The organism is Synechocystis salina LEGE 00031 (assembly GCF_015207985.1).
GTDB lineage: Bacteria > Cyanobacteriota > Cyanobacteriia > Cyanobacteriales > Microcystaceae > Synechocystis > Synechocystis salina.
Map to the genome: position 1 here is coordinate 82,200 of NZ_JADEVV010000003.1, position 22,713 is coordinate 104,912.

18 protein-coding genes and 1 pseudogene are annotated in these 22,713 nt (G+C 46.9%); 9 read left to right on the forward strand and 10 right to left on the reverse strand.

Features of this window, described 5'->3' with window-relative positions; genetic code table 11:
• Positions 1-198: 198 nt before the first annotated feature.
• Positions 199-510: a ssr3402 family protein gene (locus IQ217_RS01770; RefSeq protein WP_194018690.1), complete on the forward strand. Its 312-nt coding sequence runs from the start codon at positions 199-201 to the stop codon at positions 508-510.
• An 87-nt stretch (positions 511-597) separates the two neighbouring features.
• Here the strand turns inward: IQ217_RS01770 and IQ217_RS01775 are convergent, their stop codons facing one another.
• Together IQ217_RS01775 and IQ217_RS01780 are read right to left on the reverse strand one after the other, a co-directional pair.
• On the reverse strand, positions 598-1,053 hold the full coding sequence (locus IQ217_RS01775; protein WP_338116541.1) for a GFA family protein: 456 nt from the start codon (positions 1,051-1,053) through the stop codon (positions 598-600).
• A 182-nt stretch (positions 1,054-1,235) separates the two neighbouring features.
• A complete protein-coding gene (locus IQ217_RS01780) occupies positions 1,236-2,624 on the reverse strand; it encodes a B12-binding domain-containing radical SAM protein (RefSeq protein ID WP_420826659.1) in 1,389 nt (462 codons plus the stop codon).
• 168 nt (positions 2,625-2,792) lie between these two features.
• On the opposite strand from IQ217_RS01780, the pseudogene IQ217_RS01785 reads away from it, so the two are divergent.
• Positions 2,793-3,064, forward strand: a pseudogene (locus tag IQ217_RS01785) (Rpn family recombination-promoting nuclease/putative transposase); the annotation flags it as partial.
• A gap of 43 nt (positions 3,065-3,107) precedes the next feature.
• Here IQ217_RS01785 and mnmE read toward each other — a convergent pair.
• The 6 genes from mnmE to ffh all read right to left on the reverse strand — a co-directional run bounded on the left by mnmE (position 3,108) and on the right by ffh (position 12,954).
• Positions 3,108-4,478, reverse strand: coding sequence for a tRNA uridine-5-carboxymethylaminomethyl(34) synthesis GTPase MnmE (gene mnmE, locus IQ217_RS01790; RefSeq protein ID WP_194018692.1), 1,371 nt, complete (start codon positions 4,476-4,478; stop codon positions 3,108-3,110).
• 83 nt (positions 4,479-4,561) lie between these two features.
• Positions 4,562-7,279 (reverse strand): cation-transporting P-type ATPase, encoded by a 2,718-nt coding sequence (locus IQ217_RS01795; protein WP_194018693.1) that lies wholly within the window; start codon positions 7,277-7,279, stop codon positions 4,562-4,564.
• A gap of 404 nt (positions 7,280-7,683) precedes the next feature.
• Positions 7,684-8,121 (reverse strand): hypothetical protein, encoded by a 438-nt coding sequence (locus tag IQ217_RS01800; protein WP_194018710.1) that lies wholly within the window; start codon positions 8,119-8,121, stop codon positions 7,684-7,686.
• A gap of 582 nt (positions 8,122-8,703) precedes the next feature.
• Entirely contained in the window at positions 8,704-9,990 is a 1,287-nt protein-coding gene (locus IQ217_RS01805) for a bifunctional folylpolyglutamate synthase/dihydrofolate synthase (protein ID WP_194018694.1), read from the reverse strand.
• Positions 9,991-10,024: 34 nt separating this feature from the next.
• Complete coding sequence (locus IQ217_RS01810) at positions 10,025-11,134, reverse strand: fatty acid desaturase (protein ID WP_194018695.1); 1,110 nt, start codon at positions 11,132-11,134, stop codon at positions 10,025-10,027.
• Positions 11,135-11,505: 371 nt separating this feature from the next.
• On the reverse strand, positions 11,506-12,954 hold the full coding sequence (gene ffh / locus IQ217_RS01815) for a signal recognition particle protein (RefSeq protein WP_194018696.1): 1,449 nt from the start codon (positions 12,952-12,954) through the stop codon (positions 11,506-11,508).
• Between the two features lie 180 nt (positions 12,955-13,134).
• Here ffh and IQ217_RS01820 point away from each other — a divergent pair, with 180 nt between their 5' ends.
• The gene (locus tag IQ217_RS01820) at positions 13,135-13,479 is read left to right on the forward strand and encodes a DUF4258 domain-containing protein (protein WP_228024031.1); all 345 of its coding nucleotides are present in this window, start codon (positions 13,135-13,137) and stop codon (positions 13,477-13,479) included.
• Positions 13,457-13,690 carry a YgiT-type zinc finger protein gene (locus IQ217_RS01825; RefSeq protein ID WP_194018697.1) on the forward strand — a complete coding sequence of 78 codons (234 nt, stop codon included), beginning with the start codon at positions 13,457-13,459 and terminating at the stop codon, positions 13,688-13,690. The genes IQ217_RS01820 and IQ217_RS01825 overlap by 23 nt, the downstream gene beginning before the upstream one ends.
• Positions 13,691-13,799: 109 nt before the next feature.
• Here IQ217_RS01825 and IQ217_RS01830 read toward each other — a convergent pair whose 3' ends face one another.
• The gene (locus IQ217_RS01830) at positions 13,800-14,624 is read right to left on the reverse strand and encodes a segregation/condensation protein A (protein WP_194018698.1); all 825 of its coding nucleotides are present in this window, start codon (positions 14,622-14,624) and stop codon (positions 13,800-13,802) included.
• A 56-nt stretch (positions 14,625-14,680) separates the two neighbouring features.
• Between IQ217_RS01830 and pdxH the strand changes: the two genes are divergently transcribed.
• Together pdxH and IQ217_RS01840 are read left to right on the forward strand one after the other, a co-directional pair.
• A complete protein-coding gene (gene pdxH, locus IQ217_RS01835; protein WP_194018712.1) occupies positions 14,681-15,325 on the forward strand; it encodes a pyridoxamine 5'-phosphate oxidase in 645 nt (214 codons plus the stop codon).
• Between the two features lie 280 nt (positions 15,326-15,605).
• Entirely contained in the window at positions 15,606-16,685 is a 1,080-nt protein-coding gene (locus IQ217_RS01840; protein WP_194018699.1) for a fatty acid desaturase, read from the forward strand.
• 103 nt (positions 16,686-16,788) lie between these two features.
• On the opposite strand, the gene IQ217_RS01845 is transcribed toward IQ217_RS01840, so the two are convergent.
• Entirely contained in the window at positions 16,789-19,296 is a 2,508-nt protein-coding gene (locus IQ217_RS01845; protein WP_194018700.1) for an AAA-type ATPase lid domain-containing protein, read from the reverse strand.
• Positions 19,297-19,604: 308 nt separating this feature from the next.
• Here IQ217_RS01845 and IQ217_RS01850 point away from each other — a divergent pair, with 308 nt between their 5' ends.
• The 3 genes from IQ217_RS01850 (at position 19,605) to leuD (ending at position 22,507) form a co-directional block, all read left to right on the forward strand.
• Positions 19,605-20,141 carry a Uma2 family endonuclease gene (locus IQ217_RS01850; RefSeq protein WP_228016650.1) on the forward strand — a complete coding sequence of 179 codons (537 nt, stop codon included), beginning with the start codon at positions 19,605-19,607 and terminating at the stop codon, positions 20,139-20,141.
• Positions 20,142-20,259: 118 nt separating this feature from the next.
• Positions 20,260-21,918 (forward strand): glutamine hydrolyzing CTP synthase, encoded by a 1,659-nt coding sequence (gene pyrG, locus IQ217_RS01855; RefSeq protein ID WP_190598425.1) that lies wholly within the window; start codon positions 20,260-20,262, stop codon positions 21,916-21,918.
• Positions 21,905-22,507 (forward strand): 3-isopropylmalate dehydratase small subunit, encoded by a 603-nt coding sequence (gene leuD / locus IQ217_RS01860; RefSeq protein WP_194018701.1) that lies wholly within the window; start codon positions 21,905-21,907, stop codon positions 22,505-22,507. The genes pyrG and leuD overlap by 14 nt, the downstream gene beginning before the upstream one ends.
• The last annotated feature ends 206 nt before the right edge of the window (positions 22,508-22,713 follow it).

Sequence of the window (22,713 nt, forward strand, 5' to 3'; positions counted from 1 at the left end):
AATAAGATAATAAAATCGGGAGAAATATCTATTAATTCAACTAGAATGATTGGGGAAATTTTAGGGCAGCATCTATATCTTTAATTCTAACCATTAGTATCATTCAAGCAATTAAACTGCGTCCTTCGTAGAATTGTATCATTTTTGAGGCTGACAGGTTTTGATGTAAGGTGAAGCGGAACCATCAGCCGCCATAATATGAAGCAAATTATTCCCGCACTGATCACTTTTTCTTTTTTTTCAGTGGCGATCGCCGAGCGCGCTCCTAGCATTGCCGCTTTGCCTCCCCAGTACCAAAACATCAAGGATCTGGAGGTAATGGTCAATTACGTTAAAGAAAATCCTGACGTGGCGGCAACGTTGAAATCCATAGATTTAGCAAATCAGACCATTAACTATGGTCAAGATTGCCAGATCAGGTTTGAAAGAAAACCTTCTAATAACCCCCCCGGCTGGGTTGGCCCTGCGGAACCACTCCAATTCAAAGCAGTTAACTGTTTAGAGGAATGATTAACGCAGAATAGCAATCATTACCAAATCAGAATTTTCAGTCAAAAAATTCCAAACTAATACAATTAAATCCATCAAATGCTGTATTTATTCCTCATTATCCGCAAATGCTTGAATCAGCGCTCGATAATCCTCCTGTGCAGGAAATTTGCTAAAACTGTACTTTGCACTAGTGGTAGCCCAGGCTAGCTTTTCATCTGTGTAGCACTCAATGAATGGCCTATAGTTTTGAGTGTCTTCTAACATGGTGGAGCGTACGTTGACAAAATCATCCATCCCTTCAGGGCGTGTAAATAGCCAGCTCATACAATGGCCACAGAAATAGTGACGTGTACCCCCATGTAAACCACCAATAACAGGTGAACCTAATGTGATAAAAAATGCAGAACTGGGAAACAGTGAACTCAGACTAAATGCGCTTGATGTCATTTTCTGACACCCTGTACAATGACAAGCCATAGTAATCAATGGTTTTGAAGACACCTCAAATTGAATCTTGCCGCAACGGCAACTTCCTTTAGTCTTGTGAGGTACATAGTTCACAGCAATTGATCTCCAAATCTTCTATGGATAATTTATCGCAATTATCTCAATCAGCAAAACAGGAATATAGCTTGATGCATCTTTTGGCGATCGCCGTTAAATCCATCGCTTATTTTTCAACAAACATCCAGACAAACAAAACGAGGATATATCGGCAAATTTCCGCTATTTAGCTTCTTCAACTACATTGACTCAACCTTTTGGGGACTGTGCGGAATCAAATCCGTGGTTTCGCGAATCGATTTATATTTATCCGTTCCCTCAAAACTAATCGGTTCATTATTTGTGAGAGCTTTCAGTCCGTAAAACAAATTCATGATGCCACACATCATCATTGCCCCCCCGCGCAAAGTAAATAAAGATTTACTAATTCGACGAAAAATTGCTGACAAGCTGAAGGCCGATCTCCACAAATCTCGGTGCGCCTTTAAAAGCTCTGCAGGGGTCATTTTACTGGGCATGAATGTCACATTATAGCCATTGTAAAACTCCCACCCTAAATCAGAACGCAACCGATCCGCATCCATCATCTTTGAATATGAACGTGTGCCTTTGAAGGGGGTAAGAATGCTCAAAAATGGCACATCTACACCAATTTCCTCCAATTGGTTGGCCATGTCTCGGATGCTCTCTGGGGTATCTCCATCCAAACCGGAAATAAAACCAGCCATTACACCAATTCCGCGGTCGTGCAGTTTTTTGATTTTACTTTGATACTCTGCGACTTTGTTTTGGCGTTTTCCTGCATCTTCCAAAGATTCCTGGCCAAATGATTCAATACCGAAAAAAATTCCGATGCAACCAGAGTCGCGCATCAAATCTAACAGCTCGTCATCCTTAGTGATGTCCATACTCGCTTGGGTCAACCACCACTTTCGCAGGGGGATCATCTGGCGCAGAAGTTCCTTGATATAAGGTCTATTTGCCGTCAAATTATCATCCCAGAACCAGACGGTCTTTCGTTGCCACCACCATTTGAATTTGTTGTATCGGACGTCGTTTAGCACTGCCTCGACAGGGCGAGTACGGAAACCGGGATTGAGAACGGGTACAGTGCAGAATGAGCAGGTAAATGGACACCCTCTAGTGGCTTGGACGACCCGTCGAATGAAGTATTGCGGAGGTAGGAGATCATACCGAGGAGTGGGGACATTGGTGAGAGGAATAGCTTCGCCAACATACCTTTGCTGAAGCCTATTTTGCTCGATATCTTGGAAAATCTGCTCCCAGACGGACTCTCCTTCACCAATGACAATACTATCCACAAATCCTAGAGCTTCCTCTGGTGCGAAGGTGACATGAGGACCGCCTGCGATTGTTATCTTGCCCCGTTTTCGATACTCCCCTGCCAAACGATATGCTTCCGGTGCAAAGCCACTGAAGAAGGAGAGAACGATCACGTCCGCTTCGCTATCTAGGTTTACGGTCTCAACCTGCTGGTGAATGACTCGAACAGTATGTTTTGCTGGGGTCAGAGCAGCCAGATGAATACCAGTCAGCGGTGGGACAAAATGAACCTCATGTCCCTTGCGGTATCGCTGAATGTAGACAATGATGATGTCGATTTTCATGGCTCGTTTCCCAAACTCCTTTGGCTTGTGCTCCATGGTAGATGGTATTTCAAGGTTTGCAGCCTACCCCTGTTCAGTGACCACAATATGAAGCCAGTTATTCTCACATTAATTATTTTGTTTTTTGCCCAACTGGCGATCGCCGGTAAAATTTGAGTATGTTTGCCAATCTCCCCTGAGCTTATCAAGACAATTTCAAGAAGTGGAATTATGAAGGAATTTGTTGCCTATCAAGAAATTTTACAAGAGGGGGAAAAGATAGGTTTAGCTAAGGAAAAAATGGAGGACGAGCTAGAGGATCGTTTTGAAGAAAAACTGGAAACTATACCCCTACCAAAAAAAATCAGGTCTGGCGATCGCCGAAATTGTCAAAAAATTTCAAAGAATTAGATGTTGATGTGGAATTGGTTAATCAGTTTGTGGCCAATCAAAACAATTAAGGATTTGAGTAACCATCCGTTGGCAGACAGCTTGCTATATCCATTACTTGCCAATGCAAAAACGGCTGAAAATACGGTCTAACACCGACTCCGTTACCGTTTCCCCTGTCACTCTTCCAAGGGCATTGATGGCCAAACGCAGGTCAATGGTCCAAAAATCTAGGGGTAACTGTTCCGTTAGGGTTTGTCGTAATTGCTTAAGAGCTAGTTGAGCTTCCGTTAAAACAGCCGCTTGTCTTTGGTTGATGGCAAAATCCAAATTTTGGGGTGATAAATTATTTTGATTAACTTGCTCAACAATGGCGGTTTCTAGAGCGTCGATACCTAAATTAACGGCGGCGGCGGTTAAAACTATGTTAGTAATTCCTGGTGGATAGTTGACTAAATCGGCCCGGGCTAAATCAATTTTGTTAATTACTAAAATTAAAGGGCGGTCTTTGACTTGGTCGTAAATCAACTGGTCTGCCTCGGTCCAACCCTGGTGGGCATCCACCGTCAATAAAACTAAATCCGCCTGTTGAGCAGCTTTGCGGGAGCGCTCTACTCCCATCTGCTCCACTTGGTCCGCCGTTTCCCGAATGCCTGCAGTGTCTAACACCTGGATGGGAATGCCTTCCACTACGAGGTGGGATTCCACCACGTCCCTGGTGGTGCCTGGTAGATCAGTGACGATCGCCCGGTCTGTACGGCTCCAAGCATTGAGTAAGCTGGATTTCCCCACATTGGGTTGCCCCACGATGGCCACTTTTAAGCCGGTGCGGAGCAGTTCCCCTCGCTGGGCAGTGTCTAAAATTGCTTCTAATTGTTGGTACAAATCCTGTAGTTGTTGACGAATTAAATTTTCATCCAGTGGGGGTAAGTCGTCTTCAAAATCAATGCGGGCTTCCACTTCCGCCAAGATGTCTAGGCAAGTGTTCCGTAGATCCCGAATCGGTTGGGCTAACTTACCCTGTAAACCCGCTAAGGCGATCGCCGCGGCCTGGGGAGATTGGGCTCCCACCAGTTCACTGATACTTTCTGCTTGGGTTAAATCCAGCCGGCCATTGAGAAAGGCCCGCAGGCTAAATTCCCCCGGGTGGGCCAGCCTGGCCCCCTGTTGCAAACACAATTGTAAAACCTGTTGCACTGGCATGATTCCCCCGTGGCACTGGAATTCCACCACATCTTCTTTGGTGTAGGAACGGGGCGCTAGCATCAATAAGAGCAATGCTTCATCGATCGCCACTTGGGTATCGGGATGACGCACATGGCCGTACAAAATACGATGACTTTCCCAGGTTTGGCTCCCCGGTGCTTCAAAAAGGGTTTTGGCAATGGTGAGGGATTGTGGTCCCGACAGTCGCACCACACCGATACTGCCCTGTTGGGGCACAATGGCGGTGGCGATCGCCGCAATAGTATCTTCTAGGTGCATTGGGTGGGATGAAAGGGGATTTGAGAAGTTATTTAGGTGAATTTTAAGGTTTCTGTCACCCCTGGGGCAGGCTAAACCAGCGATTAAGGATCAAGACGATTGGCCAAGATCGCAACGGGCACCATGGGAATCATCGGCAGTAAACAGATTGCCCATTGTTGCCAGTCCATGGGAGCAGTTTTGAACAATACATTCATAAACGGCAGTTGACTGAAACCAATTTGCAGGGCGATCGCCACCGCAATGCCCACTAACAGTATGGGGGCTTTGGTAATGGTTTGACGTTTACCCATCACATAGCCGAGAAAACTACGACCTAATTGGCTAATGCTGAGCAGGTAAATTACCCTAGCGGACACAAGGGCTTGGATGGCCATGGTTCTGGCCAAATCGACGTCGCCAGTGGTGCGCTTGACCCATTCAAACATGCCAAAAATCAGAATCCAGTTAAACAGGGACACCAATAAAATACGGTGCAGTAACTTCCTGGTAATGAGGGGTTCATTGGGGTTGCGGGGGGGCTTTTGCATAATGCCCGGTGACTTGGCCTCAAAGGCTAGGGGCACCGTCATGGTGATGGAGTTGATCATGTTTAACCACAGCACCTGTAGGGAAAGAATGGGTAACGCCCGAGCCAGCAACACGCTGATCAAAATGGTCATGGACTCCCCGCCGTTGACCGGTAATAAAAAGGCGATCGCCTTGCGGAGATTTTGGTAAACAGTGCGTCCTTCTTCCACCGCTGCTTCAATGGAGGCAAAATTGTCGTCAGTGAGCAACATATCGGAGGACTCCCGAGCCACTTCCGTTCCCCCTTTACCCATGGCAATGCCAATGTCAGCCCGCTTTAAAGCCGGCGCATCGTTCACCCCATCCCCCGTCATCGCGACAATGTGACCTTTTTCCTGTAAAGCTTCCACCAGTTGCAATTTCTGAGCCGGGGCTACCCTAGCAAATACACAACTTTCTGTGGCCGCCTGGGCCAATTCCTCCGGACCCATGGTTGTCAACTGTCGTCCTTCAAAAGCAAGCCCATCCCCATCAGCGGCAATGCCCATCCGTTTGGCGATCGCCTGGGCAGTACTAATATGATCACCAGTGATCATTTTCACTTCGATGCCAGCACTGTGACAGGCATGGACTGCGGCAATGGCCTCCGGTCGCGGCGGGTCGATCATGCCCTGTAAACCTAAAAAGATTAGCCCTGTTTCAATATCCCCGTGGTCAATGGCGTGATGATGGGGCTCCACCGTTTTTTTAGCGAAGGCCAACACCCGCAGGCCTTGTTTAGCCATATCTTCAACATTCTTTTCCACCTCCGACAGATTAACCGGCACCGTCTGCCCATCATCCAACAGCAGGGAATTACATCTTTGTAGCAGGGATTCCACCGAACCCTTGACGTAAATTGTCCGCCCTTCTCCATCATGGAGCGTGGCCATATATTGATAATCCGATTCAAAGGGAATGGAATCTAAACGAGGTTTTTGACTGGCTAAACCAGCTTGACTAAATCCAGCCTTGGCCGCCGAAGCTAACAATGCTCCCTCCGTGGGATCCCCCACCACCACCCAATCTTCCCCTCGATGTTCCAGTTGGGAATCGTTACAAAGAATACCGCTGAGCAAACATTCTTCCAGCACTGGGGGTAAACCATCCAACAAAACATTGTCCACTTCCCCTCCCATTACCTGCCAAAATTCCCCCTTGGGACTGTAACCACCGCCGCTGACTTCGTAGTGTTTTCCCCCTGCATACACGGCCTGCACAGTCATTTGATTTTCCGTCAGGGTGCCGGTTTTGTCAGAACACACCACCGTGGCACTGCCCAGGGCCTCCACAGCGGGAAGTTTACGGATAATGGCATTGCGCTTGGCCATGCGATTCACCCCGATCGCCAGGGTAACGGTAACCACAGCGGGCAGACCTTCGGGAATGGCACTGACGGCCAAAGCCACTGCAGCTTCAAACATGTCGAGGGGAGTGCCTCCCCGCCCCCAACCCACCACGAAGGTAAACGCCGCCAAAGTGACAATGACATAGAGCAATGTGTGACTAAATTTGGCAAACTTACGGGTCAAAGGGGTCATGAGGCTGACCTGCTTTTCCATGGACTGGGAAATTTGTCCCATTTCCGTGGCATTAGCTGTGGCCACCACCACCCCGGTGCCTTGGCCAAAGGTGACGAAACTGCCTGCATAGGCCATATTTAATCTTTCGGCGAGGGGCGTTTCCTCCGGTAACACTTGCACAGCTTTTTCCACGGGCACCGCTTCCCCGGTCAGAGCCGATTCATCCACTTGAAGATTACGCACTTTTAACAATCTCAGATCCGCTGGCACCTTATCCCCTGAAGCCAGGGAAACAATGTCACCAATGACTAATTCCTGGGAGGGAATACGGAGGGTTTGTCCTTCCCTCAACACGGTGGCTTCCGTGGTCACGGCCTTGGCCAAAGAGGCGATCGCTCCTTCTGCTTTAGCTTCTTGGATGTAACCAATAATGGCGTTGACTAAGGTGACCCCCCAGATAACCCAAGCATTAGTCCAGGAACCGAGAAAAGCTTTAACTGTACCGGCAATGAGCAGAATGTAGAGCAGAGGTTGGTGAAATTGCAGTAGAAAACGTAACCAAGCCGGTTTACCCGGTTTAAATTTCAGTTCGTTGCGGCCATATTGTTCGTAACGCTGGGCCACGGCCTCCGCTGTTAGTCCTAAACCTTGATCTGTCTGCAGTTCTGCCAGAATATCTTCCTCTGGTCGATGGTGATGCAGGTAAGAATTTAGAGTGGGGAGATCCATACTCATTGGCGGTAGAGTGAAACGCCCCTATGGTATCAACTGGACCGAAAAGAACCAAAATTACTCTACGGAAAATCCCCCACTAGGTAGAGATGACCTGAAAACACCGTCATAGTGTGGGCACCGTCACTAACAGCAGGCGATCGCATCCAAATCAATGCCGACAAATTTAAGGTTCGCCATAGTTATTTGTCAATGCAATCCCTCTGCAAAAATCAAGGGTTCTCAACTAATCTCAAAAGAAAAAATTGACGATTTTTTACTTGTCTAGCACCGCAACTAGAGCGTTTTTTCAAAATAAATAAATGTCAAGCTCACACCAGCGCCATAAAAAATGGACTAGACGCATCTCTTGAATCAGTTTCTGTATCTTGCTTGAGAAATTTATTTGATTAAAACTTTTATCAATCTTCCCCTACCTCTTCTCCAATGCAGGTTCCACTACCAAACAGTAAATATCGATGAATTGATTCGGAAGCAAGTCCACTGCCACTGGCTTTGGCCAAAAATGTTCTGCCTTCAACGTACTCATCAATGGTTGTTTCTTCTCCATAAACATCAAAAGTGACTACTTTTTTTGCCCCTGAATAACAACTTAAGTTATCTGTTAATTCTAGCTGTCTTCTGTTGAAAGATTCCCCTTGATCAATCAGACACATGCCTCCACCAAAATTAACCCAGTGTTCTCCTTCGCTGTCGGCAACTTTGATTTCATGGGCGAATTTATACTCATCAGCAAAGGGGCCATCCACCACATTTTTACGAAAAATCTCTTGCCCCCCCGAAAAACAAACTAAAATCGCAGGGTTCTGCTCCTGGGGGTTAGCATTTGACGCTGCCATGGTGGGTTGATTGCCCAGGAGGAAAATAATGATGGGAAGAATAACAAAATAAATAAGTAGCTTAATCAATTTATTTATCCTACAAATTAATGAAAGCTTGGGTAAAATCAGTTCTTCTGTGTTGTCCCTGACACTAGCGAGCTAGATGGTTTGGTGGAATAGCTATGGTAGGTAAACTAGGAGGAAGAATCCGATCATAGCAATCATAGCAATCAAAATTAAGTCCAAACAGAATTGCTAGAATTGACATCCTCCCCTGACTTTAGTCAGAGGATTCCTGCTTCATCGGGTTTGTCTAGCTTGAAAACGTCTCTGTTCACAAGCCCCGTCCAGATTCCCCTCCACAGGCATCTGTTTTAACGTCCACGATGTGCCCCACCGCAGACCGAACAAATATTTAATGTAGTTTTCCCATTCCTAGACTATGACGCCCCTGTGCCCAGGTATTTCCTTTTGGTCGTGCATTCTAGATGGCGGGAACCACCAACCTTGCCTCTCGTGGCACACTCGGGTGCATGGGCACATACAGCCTAACACAAAGCCGTCCTAAAGGATGGGGTTTTAAACCCATTTTTTTGATAATTACTGAGAAGATTGCAATTTTTTTAAGAAATAGCCTACTAAATAAAGGGAGCCGCAGAGAACAGTCAATTTTTTAGAATGTTCTTCCGTTTTTTCTAGATTTTCCAGGGCTGTAAAACAATCATCAAACACTTTAACCTTGCTTAATTCCGGCATGGTCTGCCATGCTAACCGCTCCAACCCTGGCAAATCCCCACTGTCATGGTCGGGCACCGGCACTAACAAGAGGCGATCGCCGGGACGGAGCAGATGGCGGAAAATTTGGTCATGTTCTTTGGTGCTGAGCATGCCCATTACCCAGGTGATAGTCGGTAAATAGTGGTCTGAATGATCAACTAAGTGGTGGGTGTAATTTGCCAGAGCCTTCGCCGCCGCTGGATTATGGGCTCCATCTAAAAGGATTTTTTGCCCGTTGTAGTCCACCCATTGCAATCGACCAGGCCAAGTTGCTTTGGCCATGCCCCGTTGGATAATCTCCGGAGTTAATTTGTCCCAACCCTGTTGCTGTAATTCCTGTAAAGCGGCGATCGCCAGGGCCGAATTTTGAAGTTGAAAATTCCCCAATAGGGCCAGGGGATACTCAAAACCTTGCCAATTAGCCCAGAGTTGACCATTTTTTTCCGTGGCCACGGCGGGGTCAATCCAATAGTCGGGGCAATGTAATTCGGCAATGCGTTCCCGAAAAACTGGCTGTGCCTCTGCGGGGATGTGGCCCAAAAATACCGGCCTTGCCGCTTTGAGAATGCCCACTTTTTCCCGTGCAATATGTACTACGGTGGGCCCCAACACCTGCCAATGTTCTCGACTGAGGGAAGTGATAATGCTGAGCAAACAAGGTTCTGGGACGTTGGTGGCATCCAATCTTCCCCCCAAACCCACTTCCATCACCGCAATGTCCACCTCTGCCTGGGCAAAATAGAGCCAGACTGCCGCTGTAAACACCTCAAACAAAGTGGGGCGGTCAGCACTATCAGCTTTGGCGATCGCCGTCACCTGTTGCAACACCGCCATCAAGTCATGGTTATCGATGAAATGGTTATTAAGCCAAACCCTTTCCTGCCAATCAATTAAATGGGGAGAAGTGTAGCGGCCTACTTTGTAGCCTGCCTCCGCCAACACGCTGGACAGATAGGCACACACCGACCCCTTGCCATTGGTCCCGCCCACATGGATATAGGGTACTTTTGCTTGGGGATTGCCCAACTTGGCCAGCAGGCCATGGATGCGCTCCAGCCCTAGATTAACGCCGGCCGTTTTATAGGGTTCCAGTAGGGTGTTGATGTCCATGGTAATTACTGTTCAGGAAATTCCACTAATGTACTTAAACTAATGTGGTTACCTTTGCTTTCGTTAAATCGGAGGTATTTTTCGGCAACGGACAGGCGATCGCCCTAGTGCCGTCGTAGCTCACCAAGGTTGTTTCTCCTTGGTAATGGCGGGGAGTTTCCAGCAACATTTGCCAGGCTTCCTTTGCCGTTAATAAATTCATTTGGCCAGGGTAGTGGGCTTGTAATAAATCCTGCACCAAAGGATAATAATCCGAATTTAGATCGGGAAATAGATGGTGTTCTGTATGGTAAGAAAAATTAAAATGCAAGCAATCAAATAGCTTGGGCATCCGCAAAGAAACACTATTAACCAACGGATCATTAACTTCTGTCATTGGACAGGCCAAATGGTTAGTGTAAATATAAAACATTCCCATGGCATGGCCGAGGAAAATTGGCAAAAAATAGCCTAAAATAACCGGAATTAATTGAAATTGTAAGTAAAACAAAATGCTCAAATGCACTGCTACGATAGCGAACAATTCCAACAAAATTTTTTGACGATCCTGTGGTTTAACAGTAAAAGCGGCGGGGACAAAATCAGCGCTTCCCCCAGTGAAGAAAAGCACGGAAATTAAATTACGAAAATTATGTACTCCCCAGGCAGTACCCATGCCAAAAATTAGCCACAGAAGATTAACTTCTCCCGAAGGCGCAAATAGGTGATGAATCCATTTCCCCCAGGTTTTGGGCTGTTCATGTAAATAGTTTCGATCCGGATCTCGCACGCTATTCGTATTGTTATGGTGGACTTGGTTATGGAGCGATCGCCATTGACTAGGGGGCATCCACCAAAGGGCAAGGCCAAGGAAACTAGTCAGGTAGGAAATTTGGGAACGTTTTTTCAGCACACTGCCATGCATCAAATCGTGACTACCAAATAAAAACACAGTGACGCTATTCCCCATCAAGACCGCCATGGGCAAAAATAACCACAGCCATTGCACAGGCCAATGATTGAGATTACGAGCAATGGTTAATCCAGCAACATAAATACCCAAATTTAACCCTAAAACAATTAATTTATGGGGATCGGCTTGGAAGGCTTCCGGTGGCAAGAGAGGACGGAGTTTTTTAACGTATTCAGATTGAGCAGTGAGCACCAGGAATAATCCCTAAAAAATTAAATAAAACAATTTCAGTGTAAATGATTTTACTTGTTTTGGGAAAACTTCCAGACAATGCCCGCCGTTGAAGAGGCTTTAATTTCTTTTTTTATAGGGTAAAGTAATCCAAATCTAAATGAGATTGAGCTCAAAATGATTGCAATTAATGATTTTTATCAATGTCTTGACTAAGGGATTGAAACAATAGAAAGCACTTGCAAAAAAGTATTTGCAGATAAACTCGGAGAAATAAAATTTAAAACCACTCTTGATTTGGAGGCCAAGGCAAGCCAAAACCGCCCCATATTACCTAGTCAAAGATTAATTTAAGGAACAGCAGAGGAATTGACTAATTGACTGATGAAGCGTTAAAGCTGACCAAAACCTTTTTTCTTCTTTTTCTTTTTAACTTTGCCGCCTTTACCCTTGTAGCCCCGGAAACCAGGGCCCGGCTGACCGCCCAACATACCTCCGCCCATCCCTGGCATTGCTCCCATTCCCGGCATCCCTCCAGGCATTCCCCCCATGCCCATTTGTTGCATCATGGTCCGCATTTTGGTGAAATTGGTGATTAATTTAGACACATCAGTTTCACTATGGCCCGATCCTTGGGCAATGCGACGACGGCGACCGGGGGATTTGGCTAGTAGATCGGGATTTTTTCTTTCCTCCGTGGTCATGGAACTAATCATGGCTTCGGTGCGCTTGAGTTCTTTTTCGCCTTTTTCAATGTCGCCACTGCTGAGTTTGTTCATGCCAGGAATCATTTTCAGCAGGCCCCCAAGGGAGCCCATATTCTTCATAAAGCGCATTTGCTTAATGAAGTCGTCAAAGTCGAAGGTGGCTTCCAGAATCTTGTTCTGGAGCTTTTCCACGTCCCCCACATCGATCGCCTCTTGGGCTTTTTCCACCAGGGTGAGCACGTCCCCCATATTTAAAATACGGCTGGCTAGGCGATCGGGATAGAAGGGTTGCAGAGCTTCCACCTTTTCCCCCACCCCAACAAACTTGATCGGCTGACCAGAAATTTGCCGCACCGATAGGGCCGCACCGCCCCTGGTATCCCCATCCAGTTTGGTGAGAATTGCTCCAGTAATGCCAATTTGTTCGTGGAAAGTGTGGGTTAGGTTCGCCGCTTCCTGCCCCGTCATGGCATCCACCACCAGCAGGGTATCGTCGGGGTTCACAACCTGTTTAATCTGGGCTAATTCCGCCATCATTTGAGGATCGATCTGCAGACGACCGGCGGTATCGATCAGAACCGTATCTACCCCCAACTCCTTCGCTTTTTCCACCCCTTGGCGGGCAATTTCCACCGGGTTGGCATCACTACCTAGGTCGAACACGGGCACGTCAATTTGTTGCCCCAGGGTTTTGAGTTGATCAATGGCAGCGGGGCGATAAACGTCTGTAGCCACCATTAGGGCACTGCGGTTTTCTTTGCGGAGATAGAGGGCTAATTTTGCTGTGGCGGTGGTTTTCCCGGTCCCCTGCAATCCAGCCATGAGGATAACGGTGGGAGCCTGATCGGCCTGGGCAAGGGGCACGTTGCTTTCCCCCATCAGATTTACCAATTCGTCGTAAACGATTTTGATAAACTGTTGCCCTGGGTTAACGCCGGTGATTACGTCCGCCCCAAGGGCCTTCTGCTCCACGTCTTTGATGAAGCCCCTGACCACCTGGAGATTCACGTCCGCTGCCAATAGGGCCCTTCTGACTTCCTGGAGCGCCTCTTTAATATTGCTCTCACTAATTTTGTCCTGGCCCCGGAGTTTCTTCCAGGCATCTTCAAGGCGATCGGCTAAGGCATCAAACATAGACTTTTAACAGCGGGACGGAACTTTTACGATTTGCAACCAATTCAACTGTAGCAAAGGGTTGCCCTGGAAAGAAAATTTGATGGGTCCTGTCCCTAGCCATAAGCAGATTTCGGCATCCCCTCTCCAAAGGCGATCGCCGTGTAATTTTGTTTAGATACTCACCTAAGTGATTTAGTAATGGCAGCGCTGATTACAGAGATACGTCGAAAATTTGCTCAAGATGAATTTGAATTTTCTAAACATGCCGTCGATCAGTCCATTCTACGGCGTATCCAAGTTCAAGAAATTCGTATGGCCATTGCCAATGGTCAAATTATTGAGGATTATCCGTATGATAAATATGGGCCTAGTTGCTTGATTTTAGGTTTTACAGCATTGCAACGTCCAATCCACGTACAGTGCAGTTATCCGAATCGTCCTCTTGTTAAAATTATTACTGTTTACGAACCCAATTTCCAAAGATGGAATCATCAATTCACTCGAAGGAGAGAAACCAATAATGGAGAACGAAACTCTGGTTGAAAAAAGGGTAACTTACACCCTTAGTTTAAATGATCAGTTAATTCTTGTTAAAAACGTCCCAGCACGGGTTAATGAAGAAACTGGAGAGCAGTTTTTTTCGCCAGCAACAGTAGAGTGTTTACAACAGACTGTTCTACACAATCAAGAACCGGATCATTTTATTCAGATTCCGGTTTATAGTTATTCAGAAAATTTAAACAATGTAGCCTGATTTCAGCAGATTTTTTTGGGTCATCGATCATGAATTCAGTCTAGGTTAAAATCAATAAAATGCTTGATCTTGTCAGGTTTTTTTTGGCATAATCATAGATTAATATTCATCAAAGTATTTCAAGTTGTTCGTTACTTTTTTCCAATTCAGAATCATCAATGATTTGAACTTGTAAATCTTGGTAAAACTCTTCCTGAGCCAGAGATACTTTCGACTGAGAACTTAGTAGTAATAAAGCCCAAAATACGCCAACTTTATCTTTTTTGTCTGGCAACTTATCTGGATCTAGATGATGATGCCAACAACGGAGTAATGTGTCTAAATCTACCCAGGAACGATGGGGTAAATCGGGCAAAATTTCCGGCAGACGGGTTTGCAAAAACTGTTCCAATTGACTAGCCAATTCAGTTAGATTTTCCTGGTGGGCTAATTCGGTAATGATTTGCAGAGCTTCCCGCCGGGATTGGGGTCGGGCTCGTTTGACTCGTTTTGGTTTTTGTTCACTTTTTTCGATCTCGACGGCGATCGCCTCAATTTGATCAATTAATTCCGCTAAAGTAACCCGACGACGTTGCAGGGGGGGGACAGCCGTGCGCCGACGCAAACGATTTTCTATGTCCCTTGGCAAGCGGGCTATTTGCTCCTCGCTCCATTCTTCTAGATCTGCTTCGGGTATAACTTCCTCCGGTTCCTGCTCCAAACTATGGAGGCTGTCGGCCTTGTAGCGCACCAACATGGAAGCCCAGAGAAAAGCTTGGCCAGAACGGGGCAAATTTTGCTGTTGAAAACTTAGGTCGAGGCTGTTGAGAATGCCTAGATCCTGCAAAAAACGATCAATCACGTCGATCACCGACACGTCCCAGGGGTTAATTTCCCCTTGGTGGGCCATTTCGATCAGGGTATCAATGGCATGGCTAGCCGCAGATGGTGTCATAATTCCCTATGTTAACTGCCCGCTGTGGGGATCACCAGTTGGAGGACGCAGGCATTATGGATGGGGTTTCCCTTGCGAATTTGCGCTTGAACTATACCCAGGGAGGTTTAACGGAGGCAGAGGTGGCAGACCATCCCTTTGCCCAATTCCATACCTGGCTTCAACAGGCGATCGCCGCTGAGTTGCCAGAACCCAATGCTATGACCCTGAGTACCCTTTCCCCGGAAGGCCATCCGGTAGGACGTATGGTGTTGCTCAAGGGCTTGGATGAGCGGGGCTTCGTTTTTTACACTAACTATCAGAGTGCGAAGGGGCAACAATTAACAGCCCATCCCTGGGCCGGATTAGTATTTTGGTGGGCGGCCCTGGAGAGACAGGTGCGGGTGGATGGCCGGGTGGAAAAAATTGATCCAGCAGAATCCGATGCCTATTTTGATTCCCGACCTCGTGCTTCCCAATTGGGCGCCTGGGCTTCTCCTCAAAGTCAAATTGTCGGCGATCGCCAGGTTTTGGAAGACGATTTAGCCCGTTGGGAAAAGCATTATGCTGGCCAATCTATCCCCCGACCACCGCATTGGGGAGGATTTCGAGTCATTCCCCATCGCATCGAATTTTGGCAAGGTCGTCCTAGTCGTCTCCATGACCGCTTGCAATTTAATTTAGTTGATGGCCAATGGCAAAAAGAGAGATTAGCGCCGTAGAAGTTAGGCATGCTCCCATGCCACTGCTGACTTAAAACTTCGACACTGTGGTTAATAACAATTATCGAGCTCATGTATTTGTGTAAATTTAGATGCTTTAACCTCCTTATCCCTACACAAATTTGAATCGGATGTTTTCCTTGCATTGCCTTCTGTGGTGGTCAAGATTGACCTCGCCCCTAAATCTGCGTCTCTAGTGGGGATCAATTTTTTAACATTTTTTAACATTTAGGCTAGAATCATAGGATTGTTTTGCCATCACGGCCCTTAAGATAAATACGTGCGTCTAGAAATTACCTCGCCTCAAACAAAACTTCCTTTCCTCAAAACTGAAGAATTACCCTTCACCCTCCAAGAGCTCAGAAGCGCCATCCCAGCGGATTGTTTCGAGCCATCGGTGGTCCGCTCCCTGGGCTACTTTTTTTTGGATGTTGGTTTAATTGCCGGATTTTATGCCCTAGCGGCCTATCTTGATTCCTGGTTCTTCTATCCCATTTTTTGGCTGATCCAGGGGACCCTTTTCTGGTCCCTGTTTGTGGTGGGTCATGATTGTGGCCATGGTTCCTTCTCTAAATCAAAAACACTGAACAATTGGATTGGCCACCTCAGCCACACGCCAATTTTGGTTCCCTACCACGGCTGGCGCATTAGTCACCGCACTCACCATGCCAACACGGGCAATATCGACACCGACGAAAGTTGGTATCCAGTGTCGGAGCAAAAATATAACCAAATGGCCTGGTATGAAAAGCTGTTACGTTTTTATTTGCCCCTGATTGCCTACCCCATCTATCTATTTCGGCGATCGCCAGATCGGGAAGGCTCCCATTTCATGCCCAACAGTCCCCTATTTCGTCCCGGAGAAAAATGGGCTGTTCTCACCAGTAGTCTTTTGCTCGCAACTTTTGTCGGCTTCCTCGGCTTTTTAAGCTTCCAATTTGGTTGGCTATTTTTGCTGAAATTTTATGTTGCCCCCTACATCGTATTTGTGGTGTGGCTGGATCTGGTCACATTTTTGCATCACACCGAAGACGATATCCCCTGGTATCGCGGTGATGATTGGTATTTTCTCAAAGGTGCCCTCTCCACCATTGACCGGGACTACGGTTTCATTAATGCCATTCACCATGACATCGGCACCCACGTTGCCCACCATATTTTCTTGAATATGCCCCACTACAAACTACGTCGAGCGACTGAAGCCATCAAGCCCATTTTAGGGGAGTATTATCGCTATTCCAATGAGCCAATCTGGAAAGCTTTTTTTAAATCCTATTGGGCGTGCCATTTTATACCGGACCAAGGTTCAGGGGTATATTACCAATCGCCATCGAATGGAGGATATCAAAAAAAATCCTAATTGAATAAAACTGACATCGGCAGGGAAAGCAATATCAGATGGTATTATTTCCCCCGATCGCCCCATTAACGATGCGGATCAAGTTCAAAAATTTTTAAACTATTCAAACAATAACAGTCCAAAAGATCAGCATTAAACCGACAACGGTGCCGTGGTGGGGGAGAAGGTTAAAAAAGGATTGTTTACTCAATTGTTGACTGAGAAAAATTGACCAAAGCACCCCCGCTAAAAGAAGCAGACCTTGCAAAAAGGCGATCGCCGCCGGATCCGCTACTAACATCGGTAAATCAAAGGGCAAAGACCAGTGGAACGTTTTTGGTACTAGGGTCAACACCTGCCCTGCTTCCCCCAAGCCCAGGTTGAGATAATGGGCCAAGTTGGCCGCTAAAGTGAGGGGCAATAAACCGTAGGCCAAGTTAATAAAAGGAATTTTTTGCCCAACTTTAGGAGTGGGAATCAAAAAGTAAGCTATCAGTGGCAGTAAAGCTGGTAAAAATAGCAAGCCGAGGGAGAGCAAACCATGGTTAATGAATGTACCCGCTGGTGGCAAATGCCATACTTCGATAAATTCCGGTAATCTCCTCAGTAAAACGCTATTAAGAAGTAATAACAATAATGCAACTTCGTAGGAGCGCACAGTATGGGTCGTAACAATGGCGATCGCCGGGGGACGTAAATTAAATTCCACTGAACGATGGGGACAGGCTTTTAAGCAAGTCATACATAGTACACAATCCCGATTATCCGTTAGTTGGGCCGGGTGGGTGCCCAAGGGACAGCCTTCAGTAGCTTGCCCTTCTCCTTTGGCAGGGCCTCCTTTGTAGCATTGGTAGGTAGTACATTCCGCCGAACAAGTTCCCTGTTGGGCCCGCAATTCCGTAATAGCTAATTTGGCAAACATGCCGTTCATGCCGCCAATGGGACAGAGGTAACGACACCAAAATCTTTGCTCAAAAATCACGGAGCAAACCATGGCCCCTCCCGTAATTAAAAGCAATAACCAAGCAGAAAGGTAAGCAGTATTTTCCAAATCCCAAAGTTCTTCCCAGAGTAAAATTAGGGCAAAAAGGGCAAAAAGAAACCAACCACCCCAATTTTCCGCCGCCTGTCTTGGCCATTTTTTTAGTTTTCTAGGCCAGAGCCACAGGGATAGTTTTTGGGTAATTTCTCCATAAATCATAAAGGGACAAACAGCACACCAAAGCCTACCGACAAAGAGAAATCCCAATAACACCAGAGGCCACCACCAAGCCCAAAATAAATTCAAAGCAAAATTTTGATCCCTCGTTTGCGGCCCTAGAAATAAAATGGCAACAATAAGGGGAAAAGCAAAGACGGTAAATCCATAATTAAGGCGATCGGGCCACCAAGCACTACGTAAAAATTGTCTAAACTTAGGGTAACGATTGAGTAAATTAAGGCGAAATAATTGTTTCTTACTTTGGGAGGGCCAAATAATTTCCTCGGTAATTACTTTTTCCCCTTGTAACTGGGTCACCGCCCGCTCCACCAGATTATTTAATTCCCGAACATTATTAGGAAAATCGTAGGCTTGCAAGCGGCGCAGGGCCTCCGGTGCTAAGGTGGGAACTTCGATGCCTTTGGAGCGACAAATTATACTTAGATAATAGTCAACATAATCTTCAATATCTGCTTTTCTCACCCGTAAAGGGGGGATTTTAATGGTGTTGGCAAAGAGGGGCGTAAGCTTAGGGATGATGTTTTCAGCAATGGCTATTACCTTGGCTTGACTATGGCGAAAAGTGGGTTCTGCTTCCCCTACGGTGACCACAGGTTGGTAAATACCTTCACAAATTAAATTGGCGATCGCCGGTAAAAGTTGGGGGTGCAATTCCTGGATATTGTTCAACAGCAAGGTGCCCTGACCCAAGGCTTCTAAAATTCCAGATTTACCCTGATTAGTGCCAAAAAGCTCTTGGCCACTGGCGGATAGCAAAGCACAGTTGACTTTCACCATGGCTGACCTTTGGGCTTGGGCTGAGCCAAAATGAATGAGGGCGGCGGTGTTATCCTTTTCCAGCCCCGGCTCCCCGAATAGCAACACTGGCTTTTGATCTGTTGATACCGTTTTAATTTGCTCCCGGAGCTTTTGGGCGTAGCGACTTTTGCCCATAATGGCCCGCTTAGCGGCGGGGACGAGGTAGGGGCGCAAAATCTTCTGTTTTTCCTGCTCAAAGAATAATTGGGCATTCAGTTCCCTGAGTTCTTGCACTAACTGCTGGGAAAACGCCTGGGTTATCTGGGGATAATCCTGGAGCAATTGCCGCATTTTTTGCCCCGGTAAATACCATAATTGACAGTCAGTAAGGGCAACTAAATCCTGTTCTAGGGGAGTATCAATCATGAATGCCTCTAGATTAATGATTGCCCCCGGTAATAGACAAAATTTTCTGGCACTGGACTCCAACTGTCCTTGGCCAAGAATGTACAAGTCCGTTCCCTTATCCCTATCCTTCGGTAGACTTTCCCCTTTAGCTAAGGAAAATTCAATTAATTGGCTGGCGATCGCCTCCAGAATCTCCGGGGCAAGCTGGCCTAATTCCGTCCGCTGTCGGAGCCAGGAAAGCAAAAGGGAAAGGCGATCGGTCATGACAAAACCTCTAAAACTAGGCCATTCTGACAAAATTGGACTTGCTTGAGTGATAAATGTTAATGTTTGAAAATCTGACTATCAAAGACAAAAAATAATGATATTGCCCTTGAGTTAAGTCAATAGTCAACTTAGATTAGCGCAAGATTGAAATTTTAGTCAATTAGCTCTAACTTTGTTTCAATTTATTACATTTAATTATTTTTTCATTTGATTTATTGTGTTTCCGGCGGATGTAAGCCATGACAAGGTTGCTTGTGCAAATAAGTTCTGAACCCTTAACAATTGATTTTCCATCAATCGTATCGATGACAGAGCAACAATTTTATGAATTTTGTTTAGCAAACCGCGGTCTGCGCATCGAACGTACTGCCAAGGGAGAAGTAATTATTATGCCCCCCGCCTTCTCGGATACAGGCAATCGGAATTTTAACCTTGCCGCCCAACTCTGGAAATGGATCGAACAAGATGGAACAGGGCTTGGTTTTGATTCTAGTTCAGGTTTTACTTTGCCTAATGGTGCGATCCGTTCCCCTGATGTGGCCTGGATTAAACTGACAAAATGGAATCAATTGACCAACAAACAAAAGGCTTCTTTTGCTCCCATTTGTCCAGATTTTGTCGTCGAGTTACGCTCATCAAGTGACACCCTATCCAGCCTGCAGAAGAAAATGGATGAGTATATTGCTAATGGAACTAGATTAGCTTGGTTAATTGATCGTCAAAATCATCAAGTCCATGTTTATCGTCCCCATCAAGACCCGGAAATTTTAGACAATCCACTAACTGTAAGTGCTGAGCCAGAACTAGTTGGCTTTGAGTTAACTATGGCAAAAATTTGGTGAATGGCGCTCAAACAGTAATCGGAGTCATGGGCATTCCCCACCGCTTTCTTGGATCCCCAGGCTAACATCTCCGGTAGAATGGGCGGGGATTTAAGCGCAATTTGAGGAAGTTTGGCCAATGTCGAAGTTTGTTTTTGTGACTGGAGGGGTGGTATCCAGCATTGGTAAAGGCATTGTGGCCGCTAGTCTAGGACGGTTACTGAAATCCCGCCATTATTCCGTTTCCATCCTCAAGCTCGACCCCTACATCAACGTGGACCCCGGCACCATGAGTCCCTTTCAACATGGGGAGGTCTTTGTCACCGAAGATGGGGCAGAAACGGATTTAGACCTGGGACATTACGAGCGCTTTACCGATACTTCCATGTCTCGCCTCAATAGTGTTACCACCGGTTCCATTTACCAGGCGGTGATTAATAAGGAACGACGGGGAGCCTACATGGGGGGCACGGTGCAGGTTATTCCCCACATCACCAACGAAATTAAAGAAAGAATTCTCCGGGTAGCCCAAAATACCAATCCCGATGTGGTGATCACAGAAATTGGGGGCACCGTGGGGGACATTGAATCCCTCCCCTTTTTGGAAGCGATCCGTCAGTTCCGCAAGGAGGTGGGTCGTCATAACGTTATTTACATGCACGTTACGCTCATTCCCTGGATTCCCGCCGCCAAGGAAATGAAAACCAAGCCCACCCAACACTCGGTTAAGGAGTTGCGTTCCATCGGTATTCAGCCGGATGTTTTGGTTTGTCGTTGCGATCGCCCTTTACATCCGGGCATGAAGGAAAAGTTATCGGAATTCTGTGACGTACCGGTGGAATCGGTGATTACTTGCCAGGATGCCAGCAGTATCTATGAGGTACCGTTAATCCTGGAAAAAGAAGGATTAGCCCACCAGGCCCTAGAGTTGCTCAGAATGGAAAATCGATCGCCCGATCTGTCCCAATGGCAATCCCTGGTGGAAAAAATGCAGTCTCCCCACCATGAAATTACTGTGGCGTTGGTGGGTAAATATGTTCAACTCAGCGATGCCTATCTATCTGTGGTGGAAGCCCTGGGCCATGCGGCGATCGCCAGTGACAGCAAACTTAACCTGCGTTGGGTCAGTGCGGAAGAAATTGAAGCCCAGGGAGCAGCCACTTTCCTGAAAGAAGTTGACGGAGTATTGGTGCCCGGCGGTTTTGGCATTCGGGGCGTGGACGGCAAAGTTCAGGCGATCGAGTATGCCCGGGAAAATCAACTGCCCTTTTTGGGGCTTTGTTTGGGTATGCAGTGCTCTGTCATCGAATGGGCTAGGAACGTAGCCAAATTGCCGGAGGCCAACAGTGCCGAATTTGAAACGGAAACCCCCAATCCGGTCATTAACCTCTTGCCTGAACAACAGGACGTGGTGGACCTGGGGGGAACCATGCGTTTGGGTCTCTACCCCTGTCGCATTGCCCCAGACACCCTCGCTTTTTCCCTCTACCAGAAGGAAGTAGTCTACGAACGCCACCGCCACCGTTATGAATTTAATAACTCATACCGCAACCAATTCACCGATACTGGCTTTGTCGTCAGTGGCACCTCCCCCGACGGCCGCCTAGTGGAAATCATTGAATATCCCCACCATCCCTTTTTCATTGCCTGTCAATTTCATCCCGAATTTCATTCCCGTCCCAACCAAGCCCATCCCCTCTTTGGCGGCTTCATCAACGCCATCTTAAAACATCGCAATGCCCCTGCTAAGATAGCGATTAACTGCCACACCGTTACCGAAGACCATGAGCCAAGTTAAAGAAATCCAGGGTAAGGCCCTGCCCCTAGTGGGGGACGACATCGACACCGACCGCATCATTCCTGCCCGCTTTTTGCGGTGCGTCACCTTTGACGGACTGGGGGAACATGTCTTTGCTGACGATCGCCAACAACAGGGGGGAAATCATCCCTTTGACCTACCGCAATACCAACAGGCAACTATTTTGGTGGTCAACCGTAACTTCGGCTGTGGCTCTAGTCGGGAGCACGCCCCCCAAGCCATTATCAAATGGGGCATCAAAGCCATCATCGGGGAAAGTTTTGCCGAAATCTTTTTAGGAAATTGTTTGGCCAATGGGGTGCCCTGTGTCACCGCCTCCCATCAACAGGTTACTGATTTACAGCAAGCCATCACAGCGGCTCCTAATTTGCCAGTGAGTTTAGATTTAACCACCGCTTCCGTGACCTACGGCAAGCAAAATTTTGCCATTGTGCTTTCCGACGGAGCCCAGCAAATGCTGCTGGATGGCCAATGGGACACCTGTGGGCAACTGGTGCAAAACCGCAATCAAATTGTCGCCACGGCCCAAAAACTCCCCTATCTGCACTGGACCGCCGGTGCCGCTTAGAACGGGTTAAAAACTCCCCCTAGCCAAACCATTGGCCGGTAAAAAAGTAAAAGAATCCGGAGGACTATCGGTAATTTGCTGACCGCCCTTGGGGGGCAAAATACAATGTTGCCACCTCCCCCTCCGGGAGCCATTACTTTTCCGCTATGGGCATCAGTAGGTTAACTTTTTTGGGCACTATGTCGATAGGGCTGGTTTATGCCTAG